The sequence below is a fragment of the Mesorhizobium sp. M7A.F.Ca.ET.027.02.1.1 genome (assembly GCF_004022985.1).
Lineage (GTDB): Bacteria > Pseudomonadota > Alphaproteobacteria > Rhizobiales > Rhizobiaceae > Mesorhizobium.
Genome location: NZ_RZOL01000087.1, coordinates 1 through 18,043 on the forward strand (window position 1 = coordinate 1; position 18,043 = coordinate 18,043).

Annotated in this window: 25 protein-coding genes; 10 read left to right on the top strand and 15 right to left on the bottom strand. The window is 62.9% G+C overall.

What is annotated here, in order from left to right:
• Positions 1-262: 262 nt before the first annotated feature.
• Together EN749_RS12510 and EN749_RS12515 are read right to left on the bottom strand one after the other, a co-directional pair.
• On the bottom strand, positions 263-1,069 hold the full coding sequence (locus tag EN749_RS12510) for a class I SAM-dependent methyltransferase (RefSeq protein ID WP_128363248.1): 807 nt from the start codon (positions 1,067-1,069) through the stop codon (positions 263-265).
• Between the two features lie 161 nt (positions 1,070-1,230).
• Positions 1,231-2,148 carry a polyprenyl synthetase family protein gene (locus EN749_RS12515; RefSeq protein ID WP_127809067.1) on the bottom strand — a complete coding sequence of 306 codons (918 nt, stop codon included), beginning with the start codon at positions 2,146-2,148 and terminating at the stop codon, positions 1,231-1,233.
• 222 nt (positions 2,149-2,370) lie between these two features.
• Between EN749_RS12515 and EN749_RS12520 the strand changes: the two genes are divergently transcribed.
• From EN749_RS12520 to EN749_RS12530, 3 genes are all read left to right on the top strand, one after another.
• Complete coding sequence (locus EN749_RS12520; RefSeq protein WP_127271462.1) at positions 2,371-3,132, top strand: transglycosylase domain-containing protein; 762 nt, start codon at positions 2,371-2,373, stop codon at positions 3,130-3,132.
• A 140-nt stretch (positions 3,133-3,272) separates the two neighbouring features.
• The gene (gene rpmF / locus EN749_RS12525) at positions 3,273-3,455 is read left to right on the top strand and encodes a 50S ribosomal protein L32 (protein WP_008834724.1); all 183 of its coding nucleotides are present in this window, start codon (positions 3,273-3,275) and stop codon (positions 3,453-3,455) included.
• A 245-nt stretch (positions 3,456-3,700) separates the two neighbouring features.
• Positions 3,701-4,102 (top strand): hypothetical protein, encoded by a 402-nt coding sequence (locus tag EN749_RS12530; RefSeq protein ID WP_023810946.1) that lies wholly within the window; start codon positions 3,701-3,703, stop codon positions 4,100-4,102.
• 264 nt (positions 4,103-4,366) lie between these two features.
• Here the strand turns inward: EN749_RS12530 and EN749_RS12535 are convergent, their stop codons facing one another.
• From EN749_RS12535 to EN749_RS12545, 3 genes are all read right to left on the bottom strand, one after another.
• The gene (locus EN749_RS12535) at positions 4,367-4,798 is read right to left on the bottom strand and encodes a heme-binding protein (protein WP_128363249.1); all 432 of its coding nucleotides are present in this window, start codon (positions 4,796-4,798) and stop codon (positions 4,367-4,369) included.
• Between the two features lie 151 nt (positions 4,799-4,949).
• On the bottom strand, positions 4,950-5,183 hold the full coding sequence (locus tag EN749_RS12540) for a hypothetical protein (RefSeq protein ID WP_027037125.1): 234 nt from the start codon (positions 5,181-5,183) through the stop codon (positions 4,950-4,952).
• A gap of 77 nt (positions 5,184-5,260) precedes the next feature.
• Positions 5,261-5,782: a helix-turn-helix domain-containing protein gene (locus EN749_RS12545; protein WP_127396327.1), complete on the bottom strand. Its 522-nt coding sequence runs from the start codon at positions 5,780-5,782 to the stop codon at positions 5,261-5,263.
• 100 nt (positions 5,783-5,882) lie between these two features.
• Here EN749_RS12545 and EN749_RS12550 point away from each other — a divergent pair, with 100 nt between their 5' ends.
• On the top strand, positions 5,883-6,713 hold the full coding sequence (locus EN749_RS12550) for an alpha/beta hydrolase (RefSeq protein ID WP_127396326.1): 831 nt from the start codon (positions 5,883-5,885) through the stop codon (positions 6,711-6,713).
• A gap of 106 nt (positions 6,714-6,819) precedes the next feature.
• Complete coding sequence (locus EN749_RS12555) at positions 6,820-7,476, top strand: glutathione S-transferase family protein (protein ID WP_127396325.1); 657 nt, start codon at positions 6,820-6,822, stop codon at positions 7,474-7,476.
• Between the two features lie 6 nt (positions 7,477-7,482).
• Here the strand turns inward: EN749_RS12555 and EN749_RS12560 are convergent, their stop codons facing one another.
• Genes EN749_RS12560 through EN749_RS12570 form a run of 3 tightly spaced genes read right to left on the bottom strand, consistent with a single transcriptional unit; the run spans position 7,483 to position 9,310 of the window.
• Positions 7,483-7,746, bottom strand: coding sequence for a metalloregulator ArsR/SmtB family transcription factor (locus EN749_RS12560; RefSeq protein ID WP_013529232.1), 264 nt, complete (start codon positions 7,744-7,746; stop codon positions 7,483-7,485).
• Positions 7,747-7,778: 32 nt separating this feature from the next.
• Complete coding sequence (locus EN749_RS12565) at positions 7,779-9,149, bottom strand: MFS transporter (RefSeq protein ID WP_348629350.1); 1,371 nt, start codon at positions 9,147-9,149, stop codon at positions 7,779-7,781.
• Complete coding sequence (locus EN749_RS12570; RefSeq protein ID WP_128363251.1) at positions 9,116-9,310, bottom strand: DUF1192 domain-containing protein; 195 nt, start codon at positions 9,308-9,310, stop codon at positions 9,116-9,118. Before EN749_RS12570 ends, EN749_RS12565 begins: the two co-directional genes overlap by 34 nt.
• A 123-nt stretch (positions 9,311-9,433) precedes the next feature.
• Between EN749_RS12570 and EN749_RS12575 the strand changes: the two genes are divergently transcribed.
• The 3 genes from EN749_RS12575 to EN749_RS12585 all read left to right on the top strand — a co-directional run bounded on the left by EN749_RS12575 (position 9,434) and on the right by EN749_RS12585 (position 11,804).
• On the top strand, positions 9,434-10,444 hold the full coding sequence (locus EN749_RS12575) for an NAD(P)H-quinone oxidoreductase (protein ID WP_128363252.1): 1,011 nt from the start codon (positions 9,434-9,436) through the stop codon (positions 10,442-10,444).
• A gap of 160 nt (positions 10,445-10,604) precedes the next feature.
• On the top strand, positions 10,605-10,745 hold the full coding sequence (locus EN749_RS12580; protein WP_127396322.1) for a DUF1127 domain-containing protein: 141 nt from the start codon (positions 10,605-10,607) through the stop codon (positions 10,743-10,745).
• A 363-nt stretch (positions 10,746-11,108) separates the two neighbouring features.
• Positions 11,109-11,804, top strand: coding sequence for a DUF1013 domain-containing protein (locus EN749_RS12585; RefSeq protein WP_023810957.1), 696 nt, complete (start codon positions 11,109-11,111; stop codon positions 11,802-11,804).
• A gap of 63 nt (positions 11,805-11,867) precedes the next feature.
• Here the strand turns inward: EN749_RS12585 and EN749_RS12590 are convergent, their stop codons facing one another.
• The 4 genes from EN749_RS12590 to EN749_RS12605 form a co-directional block, all read right to left on the bottom strand.
• Positions 11,868-12,587: a YafY family protein gene (locus EN749_RS12590; protein ID WP_127809070.1), complete on the bottom strand. Its 720-nt coding sequence runs from the start codon at positions 12,585-12,587 to the stop codon at positions 11,868-11,870.
• 128 nt (positions 12,588-12,715) lie between these two features.
• Positions 12,716-13,123: a hypothetical protein gene (locus EN749_RS12595; protein WP_128363253.1), complete on the bottom strand. Its 408-nt coding sequence runs from the start codon at positions 13,121-13,123 to the stop codon at positions 12,716-12,718.
• Between the two features lie 72 nt (positions 13,124-13,195).
• Positions 13,196-13,786, bottom strand: coding sequence for a DJ-1/PfpI family protein (locus EN749_RS12600; protein ID WP_127396050.1), 591 nt, complete (start codon positions 13,784-13,786; stop codon positions 13,196-13,198).
• 84 nt (positions 13,787-13,870) lie between these two features.
• Positions 13,871-14,038: a hypothetical protein gene (locus tag EN749_RS12605; RefSeq protein WP_013529241.1), complete on the bottom strand. Its 168-nt coding sequence runs from the start codon at positions 14,036-14,038 to the stop codon at positions 13,871-13,873.
• 311 nt (positions 14,039-14,349) lie between these two features.
• Between EN749_RS12605 and EN749_RS12610 the strand changes: the two genes are divergently transcribed.
• Positions 14,350-15,297 (top strand): ring-cleaving dioxygenase, encoded by a 948-nt coding sequence (locus tag EN749_RS12610; protein ID WP_127396049.1) that lies wholly within the window; start codon positions 14,350-14,352, stop codon positions 15,295-15,297.
• A 116-nt stretch (positions 15,298-15,413) separates the two neighbouring features.
• Positions 15,414-15,575 carry a hypothetical protein gene (locus tag EN749_RS12615; RefSeq protein WP_023810961.1) on the top strand — a complete coding sequence of 54 codons (162 nt, stop codon included), beginning with the start codon at positions 15,414-15,416 and terminating at the stop codon, positions 15,573-15,575.
• 21 nt (positions 15,576-15,596) lie between these two features.
• On the opposite strand, the gene EN749_RS12620 is transcribed toward EN749_RS12615, so the two are convergent.
• The 3 genes from EN749_RS12620 to EN749_RS12630 form a co-directional block, all read right to left on the bottom strand.
• On the bottom strand, positions 15,597-16,310 hold the full coding sequence (locus EN749_RS12620; protein WP_127396048.1) for an SGNH/GDSL hydrolase family protein: 714 nt from the start codon (positions 16,308-16,310) through the stop codon (positions 15,597-15,599).
• Between the two features lie 62 nt (positions 16,311-16,372).
• Positions 16,373-17,113, bottom strand: a complete 741-nt coding sequence (locus EN749_RS12625; protein WP_127809073.1) for a thioredoxin family protein — start codon at positions 17,111-17,113, stop codon at positions 16,373-16,375.
• Between the two features lie 158 nt (positions 17,114-17,271).
• The coding region (locus EN749_RS12630; protein ID WP_128363254.1) for a class I fructose-bisphosphate aldolase at positions 17,272-18,043 on the bottom strand (772 nt) is incomplete at its 5' end.

An 18,043-nucleotide genomic window follows, 5' to 3' on the forward strand; every position in this document is an offset into this window, starting at 1 on the left:
GGTTGCTGCTCAGCGCATCGATGTCGCGGCGAAAGGAATTGACGCGGTCAAGCGCAATCACGATGCCGGCGGAAGCCAGCGCGAAGATCAGCAACCCTGAAATATAGCGGATCCGGACCGACCGGATGAAGGACGAATATTCAGGCATGCGCAACCCCAACACATACGCACCATTTTAATGGCCGGGATTACGCTTCATTTACATTAAAATTTCGTTCGTGCGGGCAGGCAGGCCATGCGAACCGCCGGATGGACAGCACGCCTAGGCCGCTTCCACGACGAGGGCGCGGATGCGGCCACGCACCGGACCTTCCCCGAACCGTTTCCCAAGGGCATTCGCCACGTATCGCGTCGCCTCCTCCAGCGAGCCGCCGCGCGCCTCGATCTCAGCCCGCAGGGGTGTGCCCTGGCAATAGGCCGTGGCCGCCTCATATGGCGACGAAGCGGCGCTGACGGCATCCAGCGGCTCTATGGTGATGTTACCGAAGCCGGCGGCATGAAGGTCGGCGCGGATGACGTCCGCATCGTGATAGCCGTGCGGCGTCCTCGCCATGAAGCGCGGCGGATCGGCCGGGAAAAAATGGCCGAGCGCCCGCGTCACTTCCTCGGCGAACTCGTTGTCTTCGATGGCACTCCAGACGTTGAACAGGAAGTGCCCGCCCGGCCGCATCACCCGCCGCGCTTGGCCGTAGGCGCCCACCCGATCGGGGAAGAACATCGCGCCAAACTGGCAAACCACGGCGTCGAACTCTGCGTCCTCGAAGGGCAGCGCCTGGGCGTCGGCCTGCCGCCAGGTGATCCGAGGATCGTCCGCCATCCGCGTGCGTGCGTGGTCGAGCATGGGCTGGTTGAGGTCGGTGACCACGATGCGGGCTTGCGCCGGCAACTTTGCTGCCATCGCACGTGTCACCACACCGGTGCCCGCCGCCACTTCGAGCACCGATTGCGGCCCGAGCTTCGACACCCGCTCTGCCAGATCCCGTGCATACGGCTCGAAGATCAGCGGCACCATCGCCCGGTCGTAGACCTCGGCAATGGAACCGCTGAACAGCTTGTCGGTGGTCGACATGGCACCCCTCCAACTCTACCCGCACCGCGTGCGTGCCGTGCGGATGGCAAAGCGATGTCGATCCTCTGCCTCGGCAGGCTTCCGCTCAAGTTCTATTTCTGAATTGGCCGGCGGAGGATGAGCGAACTTTAGTCAGCTCGATATCTCGGTTGGCGCCAACCTCAACTGGTGCGGGTCGCCACGAACGTCGCCGCTTCTTTCAGCAATTGGGCATCGTCGCCATAGGGCTCAAGCAGCGCATGCGCCTGTGCGACAAGGCCGTGCAACTGGCTGCGCGCCCAATTCGGACCATGCAAGGCCACCAGCGTCGCCTTGCCGGCGGCGGCGTCCTTGCCGGTTGCCTTGCCCATCTGGCTGGCATCGGCGGTCAAATCGAGCAGGTCGTCGGCAAGCTGGAAGGCAAGACCGATCGCCGAGCCGAATTCGGCCAGCCGCTCGCGGTCATCGGCCGGGGCGCCGGCGATGAGGGCACCTGCCTCGCAGGCGAAACGGATCAGAGCGCCGGTCTTCATCGCCTGCAGCCGGATGATGCCGGCCTCGTCCGGCGGCGTCTGTTCGGCTTCGAGGTCGAGCTTCTGGCCGCCGACCATGCCGCCGGGTCCGGCGGCGCGGGCCAGCGCCAGCACCAGGGCCGCCCGCCGCTCCGCCGGCAGGGCGGTCGCCTCGCCGGCGATGATGTCGAAGGCCAGCGTCAGCAAGGCATCGCCAGCCAGAATGGCGGTCGCCTCGTCGAAGGCTCTGTGCACGGTCGGCTGGCCACGACGCAGGTCATCGTCGTCCATGGCGGGCAGATCGTCGTGTACCAGCGAATAGCAATGCACGCATTCAAGTGCGGCGGCGACACGCAGTGCCGCCTCGCCATCGGCGGAAAAAAGGGCGGCACTTTCCATGACCAGGAAGGGCCGCAGGCGCTTGCCGCCGTTCAGCACGCCGTGCCGCATGGCTGCCATCAACCGCTCAGGCCGGGCGATCTCGCCCGAAAGCGCGCGGTCGTCGAGCAGCCGCCGCAGCAGCACCTCGACGGCGGCAGCGCGTCGGATGAGCGCCATTTCGAACGCCATTTGGTCGTCATTCGTCATGGCCGGGACCGGTAGCCGACACTCAGACGTTGCGCAAGAAGGCAAGCGCCATTATGCCGGAGCAGTATGAGCCCGTTTGGAAACTCTGCTCCTGCGGTCATCTGAGGGCGTTTTCTGCGCTTCCGGTGCTTGCGTACTCTAATGTACGCTCCGCTCCGGTTCTCGAAAACACCGTCACATGACTCACAGGAGCGCGTTTCAAAACGAGCTCTCTGGCACGGGTTGGGCGGCTTGGCGGAACCGATCGTCGATCATGAAACCGAAAAGCTGGACATGGCGACGAGATCGCGAGGCGTAAATCGCCGCGGTCTCAAACGCTGGGTCCGGCGCGGCATCGTCGTGGCCGCGGTGCTGGCTTTGATTCCGGTCGTGCTGACCTTTCTCTACCTGCCGTTCTTCGTGCATCCTGTCTCGACGCTGATGTTGAAGGATCTGGCGACGTTCTCCGGTTACGACCGCCGCTGGGTGTCGATCGACGACGTGTCGCCGGTGCTGGCCAATTCCGTCATCATGTCGGAGGATGGGCAGTTCTGCTTTCATCGTGGCGTCGATCTCGGCGAGCTGAGAGGCGTCGTCGACGACGCGCTGGCCGGCGAAGCGACGCGCGGTGCCTCGACCATCACCATGCAGACGGTAAAGAACCTGTTTCTGTGGTCGCGGCCGCTGGGCTCGGTGCGCAAGGTGGTCGAATTGCCGCTGGCCGTCTATTTCGATGCGGTGATGTCGAAACGGCGCATCATGGAAATCTACCTCAACATCGCCGAGTGGGGGCCGGGCATCTACGGCATCGAGGCCGCGGCACAGCACCATTTTGGCGTTTCGGCAAAACAGCTGTCGCGACGGCAGGCCGCCTTGCTTGCGGTTTCCTTGCCAAATCCGATCGCCCGCAATCCGGCCAAACCCGGGCCTGGCTTGAGGCGGCTCGCCAATCTGATCGAGCGGCGCGCCGGCCGCTCCGGCGCCTATGTCGGTTGTCTCCGCTAGCCGATCCAAAAAAATTCGCGCCAGTGCTGGCCAAAACGGCACAGGGCGTGTATAGGCACCCGACTTTCTCAGATTTAGGCCCCGACATGGCCCTTTCACGAGGGCGGGCGGGGCTTTTGACCATGTAGTGGAGCATATCCATGGCCGTTCCGAAACGTAAAACCTCTCCGTCCAAGCGCGGCATGCGCCGCTCGGCCGACGCCCTCAAGGCCCCGACCTATGTCGAGGACAAGAATTCCGGCGAAATGCGCCGTCCGCATCACATCGACTTGAAGACCGGCATGTATCGCGGTCGTCAGGTGTTGACGCCCAAGGAAAGCTGAGACCAGCTTTTTCAAAGGTTTGAATTTCCATAAGGACCGGCCGGTGGCTGGTCCTTTTGCGTTTGAGCCGGCCGGCAGCGCATTTCGAGGCGTGCACCGCAGGCGTTGCAAATCCTTCGGCCGGCAACCGGCTGACATGGTTGTTGCGTGCGGTCTTCGACCGTGTTCAACGCTGCCATCGAAACATCTTGACGGCGTGCCTGTGGCGCATTCTACAAAGGATTGCCCCCACATGGAGACGCCAGATGTTCGGTGCCATTCCGCTGCTGATCGTGCCTTTCGTGCTCTACAACCTCGGACTGTTGGGAATTTTCGGCAGTGGTGACGATCCTTGGGCGAGCGAGGTCTTCTCCTTCAGTATGATGTCGGGCGGCGTGTTCTCGATGACGCTGGGCGACCTGATGATACTGATCGGGCTGGTCTTCCTGTTCCTCGAAATGGCGAAGTCGGTGCGCACGACCAACGCCTCGATCATGGACCATCTTCTGTCGACGCTGGTGTTCGTGGCCTTCCTGGTCGAGTTCCTGCTGGTGAAGGGCGCGGCCCATTCCGTCTTCTTCACGCTGATGGTCATCGCGCTGTTCGACGTGCTGGCCGGATTCGCAGTGTCGATGCGATCGGCCAGCCGAGACATCAATCTGAATTAGGTCCCCAGCGCGGAAGGCGGAAGTTTGACGGGCGCTTGCGCTGACAGTTGTCGGAAACGCCCGTAACGTCGTCATCCTGGGGCGTAGCAAGGAGCGTAGCGACGCGGCGCAGACCCCAGGATCCATGCCGCGACACGTGAGCGTTTCAGCGGTCCAGAATTCTGCTCCGCTGCACTCTACGGCTGATGTTACGGAATGGATCCTCGGGTCTCCGCGACGGAGCTTCGCTCCTGCTCCGCCGTGGATGACGAAGTTCCCCGACGCTCAGCCCGGATCGGCGGTGAAGTCGGCGGCCTCGATGCCGGCGATGGCCGCGGCTTCGTCATTGTCCGACGTGTCGCCTGAAACGCCGACGGCGCCGATGATGGCTCCGGCCTTGTCGCGGATCAGCACGCCGCCGACCACCGGCAATACGCGTCCGCCAGAGACGTCCGAGATGCCGGCGACGAGGTGCGGGCGCTCCTTGGCGAAAGCCTCGACTTTGCGCGAGCCCATGCCGATGGCGAGCGCACCATAGGCCTTGCCGGCCGACATTTGCGGGCGCAGGAACGAGGCGCCATCCTGGCGCTGGAAGGCGACCAGATGCCCGCCGGCGTCGAGCACCGAGACGCCAAGCGGCTTAAGCTTGAGATCGGAGCCCTTGGCAAAGGCGGCATCGATGATTTGCCTGGCTTTTTCGAGCGGCAGTGCGGTCATGGCGGTCTCCTGTCTGAAAGGCGTCGATCATCGACCGTCGACGGGCGAGATAACATCCCGGTTTCGGTTGAAATTGCTTCGCGTGAAAAGGTGGGATGGAAGCGACCGTCACAGCCTCCCGGATAGGAGTTGGTGCCTGTGCGGCTTCAGGTTATTTTTTCTTGGCGCGGGCCGGCTTCTTGGCAGGTTCCGCCGGCGCGTTGGCGAGGTCTTCGGCTTCCTTGGCGAGACGCAGCGCCCGCAGCTTGTTGGTCTTGGCCTGGCGGGCGTCGCTCTCGGCGACGTATTCGGCCATCGCCTTCTGGCGGACGGTTGCCGCCTCTTCCTGCTTCTTGAAGCGCAGGTCGGCGCGTGCGCGGGCAGCATCCCGAGAGTTCTCAACCAAGACCTTATCCAATCCCGTGAATTGTGATTTTCCGCTTCTTCTAGCAGAGCCGGGCCCCAAACGGGAAAATAAGTTGGTCAAGCGGCAGAGTCGGCGGCGAGAGCCTTGCTGGCAACCAGGGCTTCATAGGCGGCCTGCAAGGTGGCGCGGACAGAAGGACCCGACGCGGTATCGAGCGGCTTGCCGAGATGTTCATGGCGCAACTCGTCCATGAATTTGTCCCACATCGGCGGTCCGCCCTTTTCCAGAAGTTCGGCGCGGATCGAGAGTTCTTCGCTGACCGGCAGCCAGACGCGGCCCCAGGCGCCGAGATGGGCCAGGATCGGCACCAGCGTGATCGCCATTTCGGTCAGGCTGTAGATCGCCTTCTGCTTGTGCGAGGGGTCGTCGGCTTTGGTCAGCATGCCCAGTTCCATCAGCCGCTTCAGCCGGTCGGCGAGGATGTTGGAGGCGATGCCTTCCATCGATCCGTTGAGCAGCTCGCGAAAATGACGCCTGCCGCCGAAGATCATGTCGCGAAGGATGATCAGGCTCCAGCGATCGCCGAACACTTCCAGCGACAGGTTGATCGGACACCCGGACCGGCGATCCATACTCATGAGATTTTTTCTCCAAAACCGGTTGCATTATCGTATCGGTTTTATTATCGTGCAACCGATTGCAAAATGCAATCAGTATTGCAGGAGAGGAGGCCGCACCGTGACGACGACCGAACGCCCCGAAATCATATCCGAAACCTTTGGCGATCCGGCGAACCCGCCGCTGTTGCTGATCATGGGAGCGATGGCCTCGATGCTGTGGTGGCCGGAGGCGTTTTGCCGGGAACTGGCCGATGCCGGCCTGTTCGTGATCCGCTACGACAATCGCGATACCGGCCGTTCGACCAAATACAAGCCGGGAGAGCCGCCCTACACGTTCGATGATATGGCCGACGATGCAATGCGCGTTCTCGACGACCACGGTATCGGCAAGGCGAATCTCGTCGGCATGTCGATGGGCGGCATGATCGCGCAGCTTGTGGCGTTGGAACACCCGTCCCGTGTCGCATCGCTGACCGTCATCAGCAGCACGCCCGTGGGAACCGACACTTCGCACCTGCCGCAGACGAGCGATGCCTATATCGAGCATTCGGCCGAGGGCGTCAAAGTCGATTGGTCGGACCGTGGCCAGGTGGTCGATTTCATCGTCAGGGACGCGCGGGCGATCGCCAGCATCGCGCACCCATTCGACGAAGCCCGGATGCGTGCCTTCGTCGAGCAAGACTACGACCGCTCCGGCGGCTTCCTGAGCGCCACCAACCATTTCATGCTCAGGGGCGGCGACGCGTGGAAAGGCCGCCTGCACGAGATCGCGTCGCCGCTGCTGGTCATCCACGGCACGGCCGATCCGGTCTTTCCGGTCGAACATGGCAAGGCGCTGGCCAAGGCGGTCACCGGCGCGAAAATCATCCGGATCGAAGGTGGCGGCCACGAGCTGCATCCAAACGACTGGGATATGATTGTTGCCGGCATCGTCGCCCACGCCGCTTGAAGCGGCAAAAGCAGGTCTTGACGAGCAATGCTTGCCGCAGTGTTTAACCTATGACGAGCGTGCCCGGCGCCGGCCACCGATAAACCAGGAAACAGGCGAGCAAAAAATGTCCCTGACGCTTCATTTCCATCCGCTGGCCTCCTTCTGCTGGAAGCCGCTGATCGCGCTGTACGAGAACGCCACGCCGTTCACGCCTGTCATCGTCGATCTTGGCGATGCTCAGTCGCGCGCGGCCTTCCTGAAGATTTCGCCGGCCGGCAAGATGCCGGCGCTGCGCGACGATGCGCGCAACCGCACGGTGCTGGAATCGACCATCGTTGTCGAATATCTGGCCGCGCATTATCCGGGGCCAGTCGACCTCGTTCCCGCCGACATCGACCTGGCGCTGGCCGTTCGCCAAGCCGACCGCTTCTATGATTTCTATGTGCAGGAGCCGATGCAGAAGATCGTCGGCGATCGGTTGCGGCCGCAGGACAAGACTGACCCGTTCGGCGTCGAGCAGGCCTGCGACCAGCTTCGCAATTCCTATGCCATCATCGAACAAGACATGCAGTCGAAGATCTGGGCGATGGGCGACACCTTCACCATGGCCGATTGCGCGGCGTCCCCGGCGCTGTTCTATGCCAACAAGGTCGAGCCGTTCGGCGACGAGTATCGGGCTGTGAAGCGCTATCACGACTGCCTGCTGCAGCGCCCCGCCTTCGCCCGGGTGATCGAGGAGGCGAAGCCCTACTTCAAGTTCTTCCCCTACAACAACGGTTGATCGGGGTTAGGCTTCCCAGAACTGATCGAGCCAGATGTTGAGTTTGAGGAAGCCAGTGCCGCTTACCGTATAGACGCGCCTTGTTCCTTCCGGCTTGGCGTGGACCAGCCCGGCATCGAGCAGCACTTTTAGATGCTGCGAAACAGCCGGGCGCGACACCGGCAAGCCGGCGGCCAGTTCGGTGACGGTTTTCGGGCCGCGGCGAAGTTCTTCCAGAAGATGGCGCCGATTGGGATCGGCAATCGCCATGAAGGCGTCGGAAAACATCATGCCTGTATTAGTGAGGCAAAGCCTTTCGAATCTCAACCGTCTGCTTCTGCTTTTCTTCTGGGATCGAGCCGCAATGCTTCCGGGGTGACCGAACGGTCGGCCGGCTGCGTCTTGAAGGCATCACGATCGCCGATCGGCACCGGCGCGCGGCGGCTGATGCGCAGCAGCGTGTAGCCCGCCAGGCAGAGATGCGCCAAGGCGGTCGCCAGGAACAGACCTTCCGGGCGCATCCAGCCCATCAAAGCGCCGGCGAGCAAGGGTCCAATCATCGTGCCGAAGCCGTAGAGCAGCAACAGCCCGCCAGATACCTTGACGAAATCCTCCGAGCGCGCGTGGTCGTTGGCATGCGCCACGGCAATCGAATAGAGCGTGTAGGCGAAGGCGCCATAGGCGGCAGTGAAGACGATGACGAAGACGCCGGAGCGCGGCTCGAACAGAAAGATCAAGAGCGCGAACAAAGCCCCGCCGAAAGCCGCCCCCGCCAGCACGAAACGGCGGTCGGTCTTGTCGGAGAGACGCCCGGCCGGAAGCTGCATGGCGGCACCGGCAACGACCACAAGGCTCATCATCAGGGCGATCTCGGCCGTGGAAATGCCGATGCGGGCGCCATAGACGGCGCCAAGCGTGCCCCAGGCGCCGTTGGCGATGCCGATCAACACGCAAGCGACCGCCGACACCGGCGAATTGGCATAAAGGCCTCTGACATCAAGTGAGACATCCTGCAGCGGCTTGGGGTGCGAGGCGGTCGAGACCGCCGTCGGAATGAGCGAGAGGCAAAACAGGATGCCGGTGATCATGAACAGCGACGCGGACTTCACGTCGCCGCCGGCGACGATCATCTGCCCGCCCATGATCGAGGCATAGGTGACCATCATGTAGAGGCCGAAGACGGTGCCGCGGTTCTCGTTGGTGGCCTTCTCGTTCAGCCAGCTTTCGATGACCATAAAGGCACCGGCCATGGTGAAGCCGGTGAAGGCGCGCAGCAGGATCCAGACATATTCGTCGATGATCAGCCCGGTCAGTAGCGCCACGATGGCGCCGGATGCGGCAAAGGCGCCAAAGGCGCGAACGTGGCCTGCGCGGCGCACGATGCGCGGTGCGAAGAAGCAGCCGGTGACGAAGCCGCCGGCCCATGCCGTGCCCATCAGGCCGAGCGATGCGGTCGAGAAACCTTCCAGTTGACCGCGCAGGGGCAAGAGCAGTCCATGCAATCCAGATGCCGCGAGCAGGAAAGCGGTGCCGCGAAGCAGCGAGAGGATCGGTCGGTAGGTTGCGAACATTGTTTGATCCGGCTCAGGTTTGGCGGGGACGCTGGGTCTGAAGACAGCCGCATTCGGGCTTTTCGGCGGCGGGCTTTGCGCCAGCGCGCCTATCCGCGGCGGAACAGTGCTTCGGCCGCGGATTTGGTGGTGTCCTTGGCCTTGAGTTCGGCTTCCAGGCGGGCAATTTCGTCGCGCAGTATGCCGATCCGCTCGGTCAAGTCGCCGACGGAAAGCAGTGACAGGTCCTGCCCGATCTCGTGCGGGCGTGCCTTCTTCTTGGGTTCGTCGTCGAAGATCGCCATCGTCGCTCCTCCTCCGCCAAGACCAGATTGGCCATTTGCCTGATTTGGCAATCAGCATACATAGGGCAGGGGCGTCGATGCAAACAGCCGATCGGATAACGGCGAGGAAAGACGGGAAATCTCATGGCGAGCGGACAGAAAATTCCGGCAAGGATGACGGCCATCGCGATCTCGGAGCCGGGTGGCCCTCGGGTCCTGAAGCCGGAAACACGCGACGTGCCGCAGCCCGGCCCCGGCGAGATCCTGATCAAGGTGCATGCCGCCGGCGTCAACCGGCCCGATATCCAGCAGCGCAAGGGCGCCTATCCGCCGCCGCCCGGCGCGTCGGACCTGCCGGGCCTCGAGGCGTCGGGCGAAGTGGCGGCCCTTGGCGACGACATATCGCGCTGGCGCATTGGCGACCGCGTCTGCGCGCTGACGCCCGGCGGCGGCTATGCCGAATATGTCAAGGTGCATGCCGGGAGCGTGCTGCCGTTGCCCGCCGGCTTCACCCATACCGAAGCCGCGGCGGTGCCGGAGAATTACTTCACCGTCTGGCACAATGTGTTCGAGCGTGGCGCCCTCAAGAAAGGCGAGACGCTGCTCGTCCATGGCGGCTCGTCCGGCATCGGCACGACGGCAATCCAGCTTGCCTCGGCCTTTGGCGCCTATGTCATCACCACTGCGGGCAGCAAGGAGAAATGCGACGCCTGCCTGAAGCTCGGCGCAGACCGGGCGATCAACTATCGCGAGGAGGATTTCGTCGCCGCGGTCAAGGAGGCAACGGGGGGCAAGGGCGCCAATGTCATCCTCGACATGGTCGGCGGCGACTATGTGGGGCGTAACTACGAGGCCGCTGCGGTCGAGGGGCGGATCGTCCAGATCGCCGTGCAGGCCGGCGCTGTCGCAAGCGCGGATTTTTCGAAAATCATGGTCAAGCGGCTTACCCACACCGGGTCGACGCTGAGGCCGCGCACCGTCGAGTTCAAGGCGGCGATCGCGGCGGCGCTGGAAGCGCAGGTGTGGCCGTTGCTCGGCACGCGCAAGGTTGCTCCTGTCATGGACATGATCTTCCCGCTCAGCGAAGCCTGGCGGGCGCATGAGCGGATGGAGGACGGCGAACACATCGGCAAGATCGTGCTCGACGTCGGCTGACAGCGAGCGAGGTCAGCGCCTCGCTGCCTACAAGATGAACAGAAGCTTAATGCTGCAATGCAGCATTTGCATCATTGCTATGCAAAATCAGCCATTCAAGTCCTCATCGATGACGCCTATTTGAGCACCATCGAAACGAACATCAATTTGGAGGACTACCATGAACCCGATCCGCGCTTTCCGTAACTGGCGTATGTACACCGAGACCGTCCGCGAACTGAACCGTCTCAACGCACGTCAGCTCAGCGATCTCGGCATCAACCGCGCCGACATCGAAATGATCGCCCGCAAGGCCATCTGATTTGAGCATGGTTTGCTCCAAGGAGCGGACCATGCCGTAGAAGCAAGAGCCGAAGCAGACGGTTTTGCCGTCGCCGGTTCCGAGCCCGCTGGACCCAGTCCGGCGGGTTTTGTCTTTTTTGGCCAGTAGTACCGAGCATGGCTCGACAGCGCTCCGCGGTTGACCTCAACTCTCCGCATGGCATTTGGATCATGCGCACACTCGGCCCGGCCTACTGCAATGGCGCGAGCGTTGTCCCGCCGGCCGCTTCCAAAAACGTTGCGAAACGACCCGAGAGCGGTTATACAGACCGCGAATTTCCCATTTTGGTGGCTCTAAACCACCGCCCGCGCGGGAACGCGGGCGAACGAGAAGGATTTGTAAATGGCCAATACGCTGCTGATGCCCAAGGCGACCGCTGTCTGGCTGGTCGACAACACCGCACTTTCCTTCGAGCAGATCGCGCAGTTCTGCGGGCTGCACCCGCTCGAGGTCAAGGCAATCGCCGACGGTGAATCGGCGCAAGGCATCAAGGGCATGGACCCGATCATGACCGGACAGCTGACCCGCGACGAGATCGCCCGTGCCGAGAAGGATCCGAACCAGCGCCTGAAGCTTTCGGACCCCAAGGTGCGGGTGCCTGAATCCAAGCGCAAGGGTCCGCGCTACACGCCGCTGTCGAAGCGCCAGGACCGGCCGAACGCGATTCTGTGGCTGGTGCGCAACCATCCCGAGCTCAAGGATGCGCAGATCTCGCGTCTCGTCGGCACCACCAAGTCGACGATCGAACAGATACGCGAGCGCAAGCACTGGAATTCGGCCAATCTGCAGCCGATGGACCCGGTGACGCTGGGCCTCGCATCGCAGATCGACCTCGACATGGAAGTCAATCGCGCCTCGCGCGGCCGCGAACAGGCGCAGCCGGTCGGCGACACGCTGCTGCCGGCGGCCCTGACCGAGCGGCTGGTGCCGGCTCCCGAGAAGCCGAAGGACGAGGATGCCGAACTCGACGCCAACGCCGTGTTCGCCAAGCTCTCGGCCTTGAAGTCGAAGAACACGGACAATGACGACGACGAGTGAGATTGTCTGATATTCCAAGAAAAAAAGCCCGCTTCGAGCGGGCTTTTTTATGGGGTCAACAACTCAGCTGCGCGCAGCGCGATCCGGCGCCATGCCATAGTCCTCGCTGCGTTCCACCGCGCGGTAGAAGTCGGCAAGCTGCTTGCCGCGCTCCGGCTTGAAGATGCGGCCGGCGATGACCACGGAGGCGATGCGATCGATGCGGAAGGCGCGAAAATCGTCGCGCATCTCGCACCAGGCGACCAGCGTCCACACCTTGCCCCAAAACCACAGACCGAGCGGGCGGATATCGCGGGCGGTGCCGCGGCCGGCCTCGTCGGAATAGTCGATGGTCAGCACCTGGCGTTTTTCGACCGCGCGCTCGATCAGGTCGATCGCCTCGCGGGCGGCGTCGCTGACCACCCACATCGGTGTGTGGATCTCGGTGCGGGCGATGCGGTCTTTCTCGGCATCGGGCAATACGGCGCCGATCTTGACCAGCGCCTCGTCGGCGGCCCTCGCCATGGCGGCACCGCCAAAGGCGCGCACCATGCGGGCGCCGGCGACCAGCGCGACGATCTCGTCACGCGTGAACATCAGCGGCGGAAGGTCGAAACCCTCCCTCATCATGTAGCCAACGCCGGCCTCGCCGTCGATCGGCACCCCGGTCGATTGCAAGTCGGCAATGTCGCGATAGATGGTTCGCTCGGAAACCTCGAGCCACGTGCCGAGCTTGTGGGCGGTGACCAGTCGGCCACCGCGCAGATGCTGCACGATCTGGAAGAGCCTGTCGGCGCGGCGCATCGTATGGTCCCTCGGCGTTGTCTCTATGCATGTCGCCCAAAACTGATGTCCACTTTTGGACGGCACGGCATCGTGTTTTCGCGCATGCCGTTATCCCAAAACCGCAGAACACTTTTGGGCGGCGTGCCTCATGGTTTCAGCCCTTCGCGCTTGCGCTGCGCGGCGACGAACTCCGCGCCGAAGGACAGTTTCTTCGTCGTCGGTGTTTTCGCATCGAGCACGCGCCAGAACGGTGCCACGTCACTCAGCGCCATGCCGCGCTGGAGGTCCTCGTTGGCGGCTTCGGCAACAGTGCGCAGATGATAGCCTATGGTGACCGGGCATGTCACTTCGGCGCCATGCTGGATGGCAAGTGCTGTCCGTAGCGCACGCACATCCATCTCGATGCCTTCGGGAATCGAGCGGATGAAATCATCAATCTGGCGCGCCGTCGGCACCAGCATAGGCTGGCCTTCGACGACATCGGCCATCGTGCGCGGCGTTGGCTTCACGCCGTTGATGCCTGGTGTGCTCAGTCTGTCGTTCCAACTCTTCATCGATCGTCCTTTGACGCCAATGCGCGGTGTCCGAAGCTGGCACCATTGCACGGCCCTCCTGACAGCATACTGTCAGGAGCCTTCAGCATATTCCTTGGCAAACAGTGTCCGCATCCGCGCGAGATCGCCGCCTCTTTCGGGGTAGAGCGTCTTCAGAAAGGCGAGTGCGAAGGTGCCTGGTGCCGAACCTGGCGCGGAAACAATTTTGCCGTCGGCTACGGCATGCGGCACATCCTGGTAGTTCTCGGCACCGGCATAACCGGCCTCATGACCATTGATCCAGTCGCGGCCATTGCTGGTATGCCTGGTCTTCTCGAACAGGCCGGCTCGGGCCAGCGCCAGCGTGCCGGCGCAGATACCGCCGACCACACCGCCGCGCGATGCAATGGCTGCAAGCAGGTCGCCTACATCAGGCGGTGCCTTGCCCGTCCACTGGTCGGAACCAATGACGGCAATGGCATCTAGATCGGCATTCTCGCTGGCGCCTGTTGAGCGATCGGGGATCAGCCGAAAGCCGCTGATCCCGGTCACCTGCTTGCCATCCGGTGTCAGCGACATGGCACGGGCACCGAACCATTCGACTGCGGAGGCCGCCAGCAGCCCATACTCCCAGTCGGCAAAACCTTCGATGAAAAGGAAACCGATCGTCTTCTGTTCGGGCATAAGCTCGCTCCCATCCTCGCGCACCGGACCTGTTATCTGGGCGTTGACGCGCCGACATCCAATCGCCGGGTCGAAAAATTGGCTTCAATTGCCGCGAGGGCCACGGTCCGCATACATGTCCGGCCAGCCGATATCCTTACGAATGTCCGCCGGCAGCGAGTTCATGAACCGCTGGGTGCGGATCTCGTTGCGCATCGTGCGGATCTTGCCGACATAGTGCTGCATGCCGCGCAGAATGGTATAACCGTTCATGGCTAGTCTCCTCTCTCTGTGTAGAGGCACTATCGCATACCCCTCCTGACAGCAGTCTGTCAGGAGGATGGCAGGGGGCGAACAATAGTTCCGGACAGTGCGCGCGCCGCAGGCAAGGCATCGCTTCTCGCCGCATCGACCGGTGCCTCAAGGCAGGTTTGCGACTTCCGATTGTTCATAGAGACGGCGTTGTATTCGGTGCCGCTGTTCAGCTTCCGGCGACGGACTGTCGGGATACGCGGCCTTCAGCGAGGTGACCGCAGGTCTGATATGAAGGGAGAAAATTTTTCCCCAACAGCAGGGAGACGACCATGAGCTTGCAACTGACAGGTATCCACCATCTGACCGCCATCACCGCCAATGCGCCCGGCAATCTTCATTTCTACACCAAGGTGCTGGGTCTGCGGCTGGTCAAGAAGACCGTAAACCAGGACGACACCTCGGCCTACCACCTCTTCTATGCCGACGGCGAAGCGACGCCGGGCACCGACCTTACCTTCTTCGACTGGCCGGTCGGCCGCGAGCGGCGCGGCACGCACAGCATCGTGCGGGCCAGCCTCAGGGTCGGCAACCGGGAGAGCCTTGCCTGGTGGAAGCAACACTTGACCGACGAAGGCCTGGCAACAGGAGAGATCGCCGACATCGGCGGTTATGCGTCACTGGACTTCGAAGATCCCGAGGGCCAGCGTCTGCGCCTGGTCAGCGATGGCGGCAAGGGCGGCAGCCATCCCTGGGCGCAAAGCCCGGTACCGGTCGAGCACCAGATACGCGGGCTCGGGCCGATCGTCATCAGCGTTCCCGACATCACCAACACCGAGGCGGTGGTGACCAAGGTGATGAACATGCGCAAGGCGCGCGACTATGCCTCGCCGGAGGGGGAGGTTCACGTCTTCGAAATGGGCGAGGGCGGGCCGGCGGCGGAGCTGCATGTCCTGGTGCAGCCGGGACTGGCGCCGGCACGGCAAGGCGCGGGTGCGGTTCACCATGTCGCCTTCAGGGCGCCGGACCAGGAGACGCTGCATCAATGGACGGCGCGGCTGGCCGAGTTTCGGCTGCCGTCGAGCGGCGAGGTCGAGCGCTATTATTTCCGTTCTCTCTATTTCCGCGAGCCGAACGGCATCCTGTTCGAGATCGCCACCGATGGACCGGGGTTCACCGCCGACGAGCCGCTGGAAACACTGGGGGAAAGTCTTGCCCTGCCGCCATTCCTCGAACCGAAGCGCGCTTCGATCGAGGCCGGCCTCAAGCCGCTGAAGTAGATCGTTTGCCACCGGCAGGCGGGCGCCGCGTTCCGACCCAGGATCGCGGCGTCGTTCTTTCTCAGGCAATGAACGACGTGCTTTGACAGCCGGGCGCGTTGCTGGTCAAAGGCGGCATGACGAAATTTCTCGCCCTTGTCATCGTCGGTTTCATGGTCATTCAATTGATCAAGCCGCTTGGCTGGCCGGGCCTCAAGCGACGTGGTGATTTCTGGAAACTGGCACTGCTCGCCATGGCCGCGATTTCCCTGGCGGCCGTGCTCGGGCATTTGACGTAGGACGGCACTTGTCGTCGGTGCTCAATTGCCAAGCACCGGGCCAACCAGATGCTCGGCCCAGGCCCGGTAGCCTGCTTCCGAGGCGTGAAAGCCGTCCGACGCAAAGCGGGCTTCCGGATTGGTGATCGGCAGGCGCGGCGCCGGCACCGCGCCGCGCTCCAGGCAAAGGCGTTCGCCCATCCGGTTCATGTCGGTGGCGCGAATCTCAAGGATTTTTCCGAGCAGCGGCGGCATGGCCGGAGCCCGCGTGAACTCCAGCACCGGCGACCACACCACGCGTGCTTCCGGCCATTTGGCGCGCAGGCCGTAGAGCAGGCCGCCGAACTCCTTCTTGAAGCGCGGCACGGAGTGAAAATTCTTGGTGTCGTTGGTGCCGATGGCCAACACGATATGCGTCCACGGTTCGGCCGACAGATTGGGCAGGACATGGTCGCGTATCTGGCCCGACGTTGCCGAATTAAAGCCGGCCGCCCGCCAGCGCACGGTGCGGCCTGTGCTTTGTGAAATCAGCACGGCGAGTTGCGCGGCAAGCCCATGTTCCGAATTGCCTATGCCGACCGACGCGGCGGACGAATCGCCCAGCACCAGAAGCGAGATATCAGGCGCCTTGCCTGATATTTCGTGCATGACCGGCCCTTGCGCCGGCAGCATGCGCGTGGTGCGGCGTCGCACGCCGAGGCCTTGCCAGATATAGACCGGGAAGGCGAGCCAGGTGAGTAGGGACGGGAAGCGCATAGCAGTACCGTTAAACGATCAGCGGCAGCCTTAGCGCATGTTTTGGTCGGCGGGAACGCTCTTCAATCGCAGCAACTCGCCTGCCCCGCTTGCTTGCCCTGATATTCATCGTGCAGCCGCACCCAATCCATCAGTCCGTGATAGGGGCCGTTCTCGTTGCGGCCCTTCGGCGTCATGTCGAGATAGTCGTAGGCGCCGATCTGCGCCTCGCCGCCGCGGGCGCGCGACATGAAGGTGAGGAAGATGTCGCGGTTCTCGTCCCGGTAGAAAACGCTGGTGCCGGGAAGCTCCTTCGATGTCCGTGGACGGGTCTCGAAATTGTAGGTGGTGTCGCCGGCGGCGATCTGCTTGTCGGTGAAGGAGACCTGCATGTCGAAGTTGAAATCCGAGGCATAGGACGACACCCAGTCGAACTTCCAGCCCATGCGCTGCTTGTAAGGCAGAAGTTCCGCCAGTGGAGCGCGCGAAACCACGACCAGCGACACGTCGTGATGCCGCAGATGCTGATTGGCGCCGTCGATATGGTCTGCAAGGAATGAGCAGCCCTCGCAATGATTGACGCAGCCCGGCCCGAACATGAAGTGATAGACGATCAGCTGGCTGTTGGTGCCAAACAGGTCGGTCAGTCTCTTCGGCCCTTGTTCGGTCTCGAAGACATAGTCTTTCCGGATCTTCAGCCAGGGCAGTTCACGCCGTTCAGCGGCGATCCGCTCGCGAAACCGCGTCAATTCCTTCTCGCGCGCCAGATGCGCCTTGTGCGCCTGGAACCAGTCTTCGCGCGAAACGATCTTGTTGCGATGCATGAACCTCTCCCTGAATGTCATCCCAAGGACGTTCGGGATGGGCGCAAACCGACATCGCCGGAGAGGAAATAAGGACGGAGAGGCTCTGCCCCAAGTCCGGGCAAACAAAAACCCGGGCGCATCGGCCCGGGTTCAAAGGCAAGACGGAAGGATTTTGATCAGGCGGCCTGTTCCAGGCTCGCCTTCCATTTTCCAAGCGCCGCCAGATGGTTCATATGCGCGCGATGGGTGAAGGCGGCCTGGCCGGCGGCGACATTCGAGGCCTTGCCGCTCCAGGCTTTCTGCGGCGCGGCCTGCAGCGCGCGGCCGTAGGAGAAGGTCAGCTTCCACGGGTGCGGGCCGATGGCGTTGATGGCGTTGAGGTTGGCGGTCGCCTCCTCGTCCTCCTGGCCACCGGAGAGGAAGGCGATGCCCGGCACCGCTGCCGGCACGGTCTCGCGAAACAGCTTTATGGTCTTTTCCGCGACTTCTTCCGGGCTGCTCACCTTGCCCGATTTCTTGCCGGCCAGCACCATGTTGGGCTTCAGGATGGTGCCTTCCAGCAGGACGCCAGCCGCATGGAGCTCGTCATAAAGCTTGATCAGCGTTGCCTTCGAGACGTCGTAGCAGGTATCGATGTCGTGGGCGCCGTCCATCAGCACTTCCGGCTCGACGATCGGCACGATGCCGGCCTCCTGGCAAAGGGCGGCATAGCGGGCAAGTGCATGGGCGTTCGAGCCGATCGAATTGGCCGAGGGCACGCCCTTGGCCTGGTCGATGTCGATCACCGCTCGCCATTTGGCGAAGCGGGCGCCCAGCTTGTAGTAATCGGCAAGGCGCTCGCGCAGGCCATCGAGGCCTTCGGTGATGGTGTCGCCGGGAAACCTGGCCAGCGGCTTGGCGCCGGCATCGACCTTGATGCCGGGGATGGCGCCGGCCGCCTTGATGATG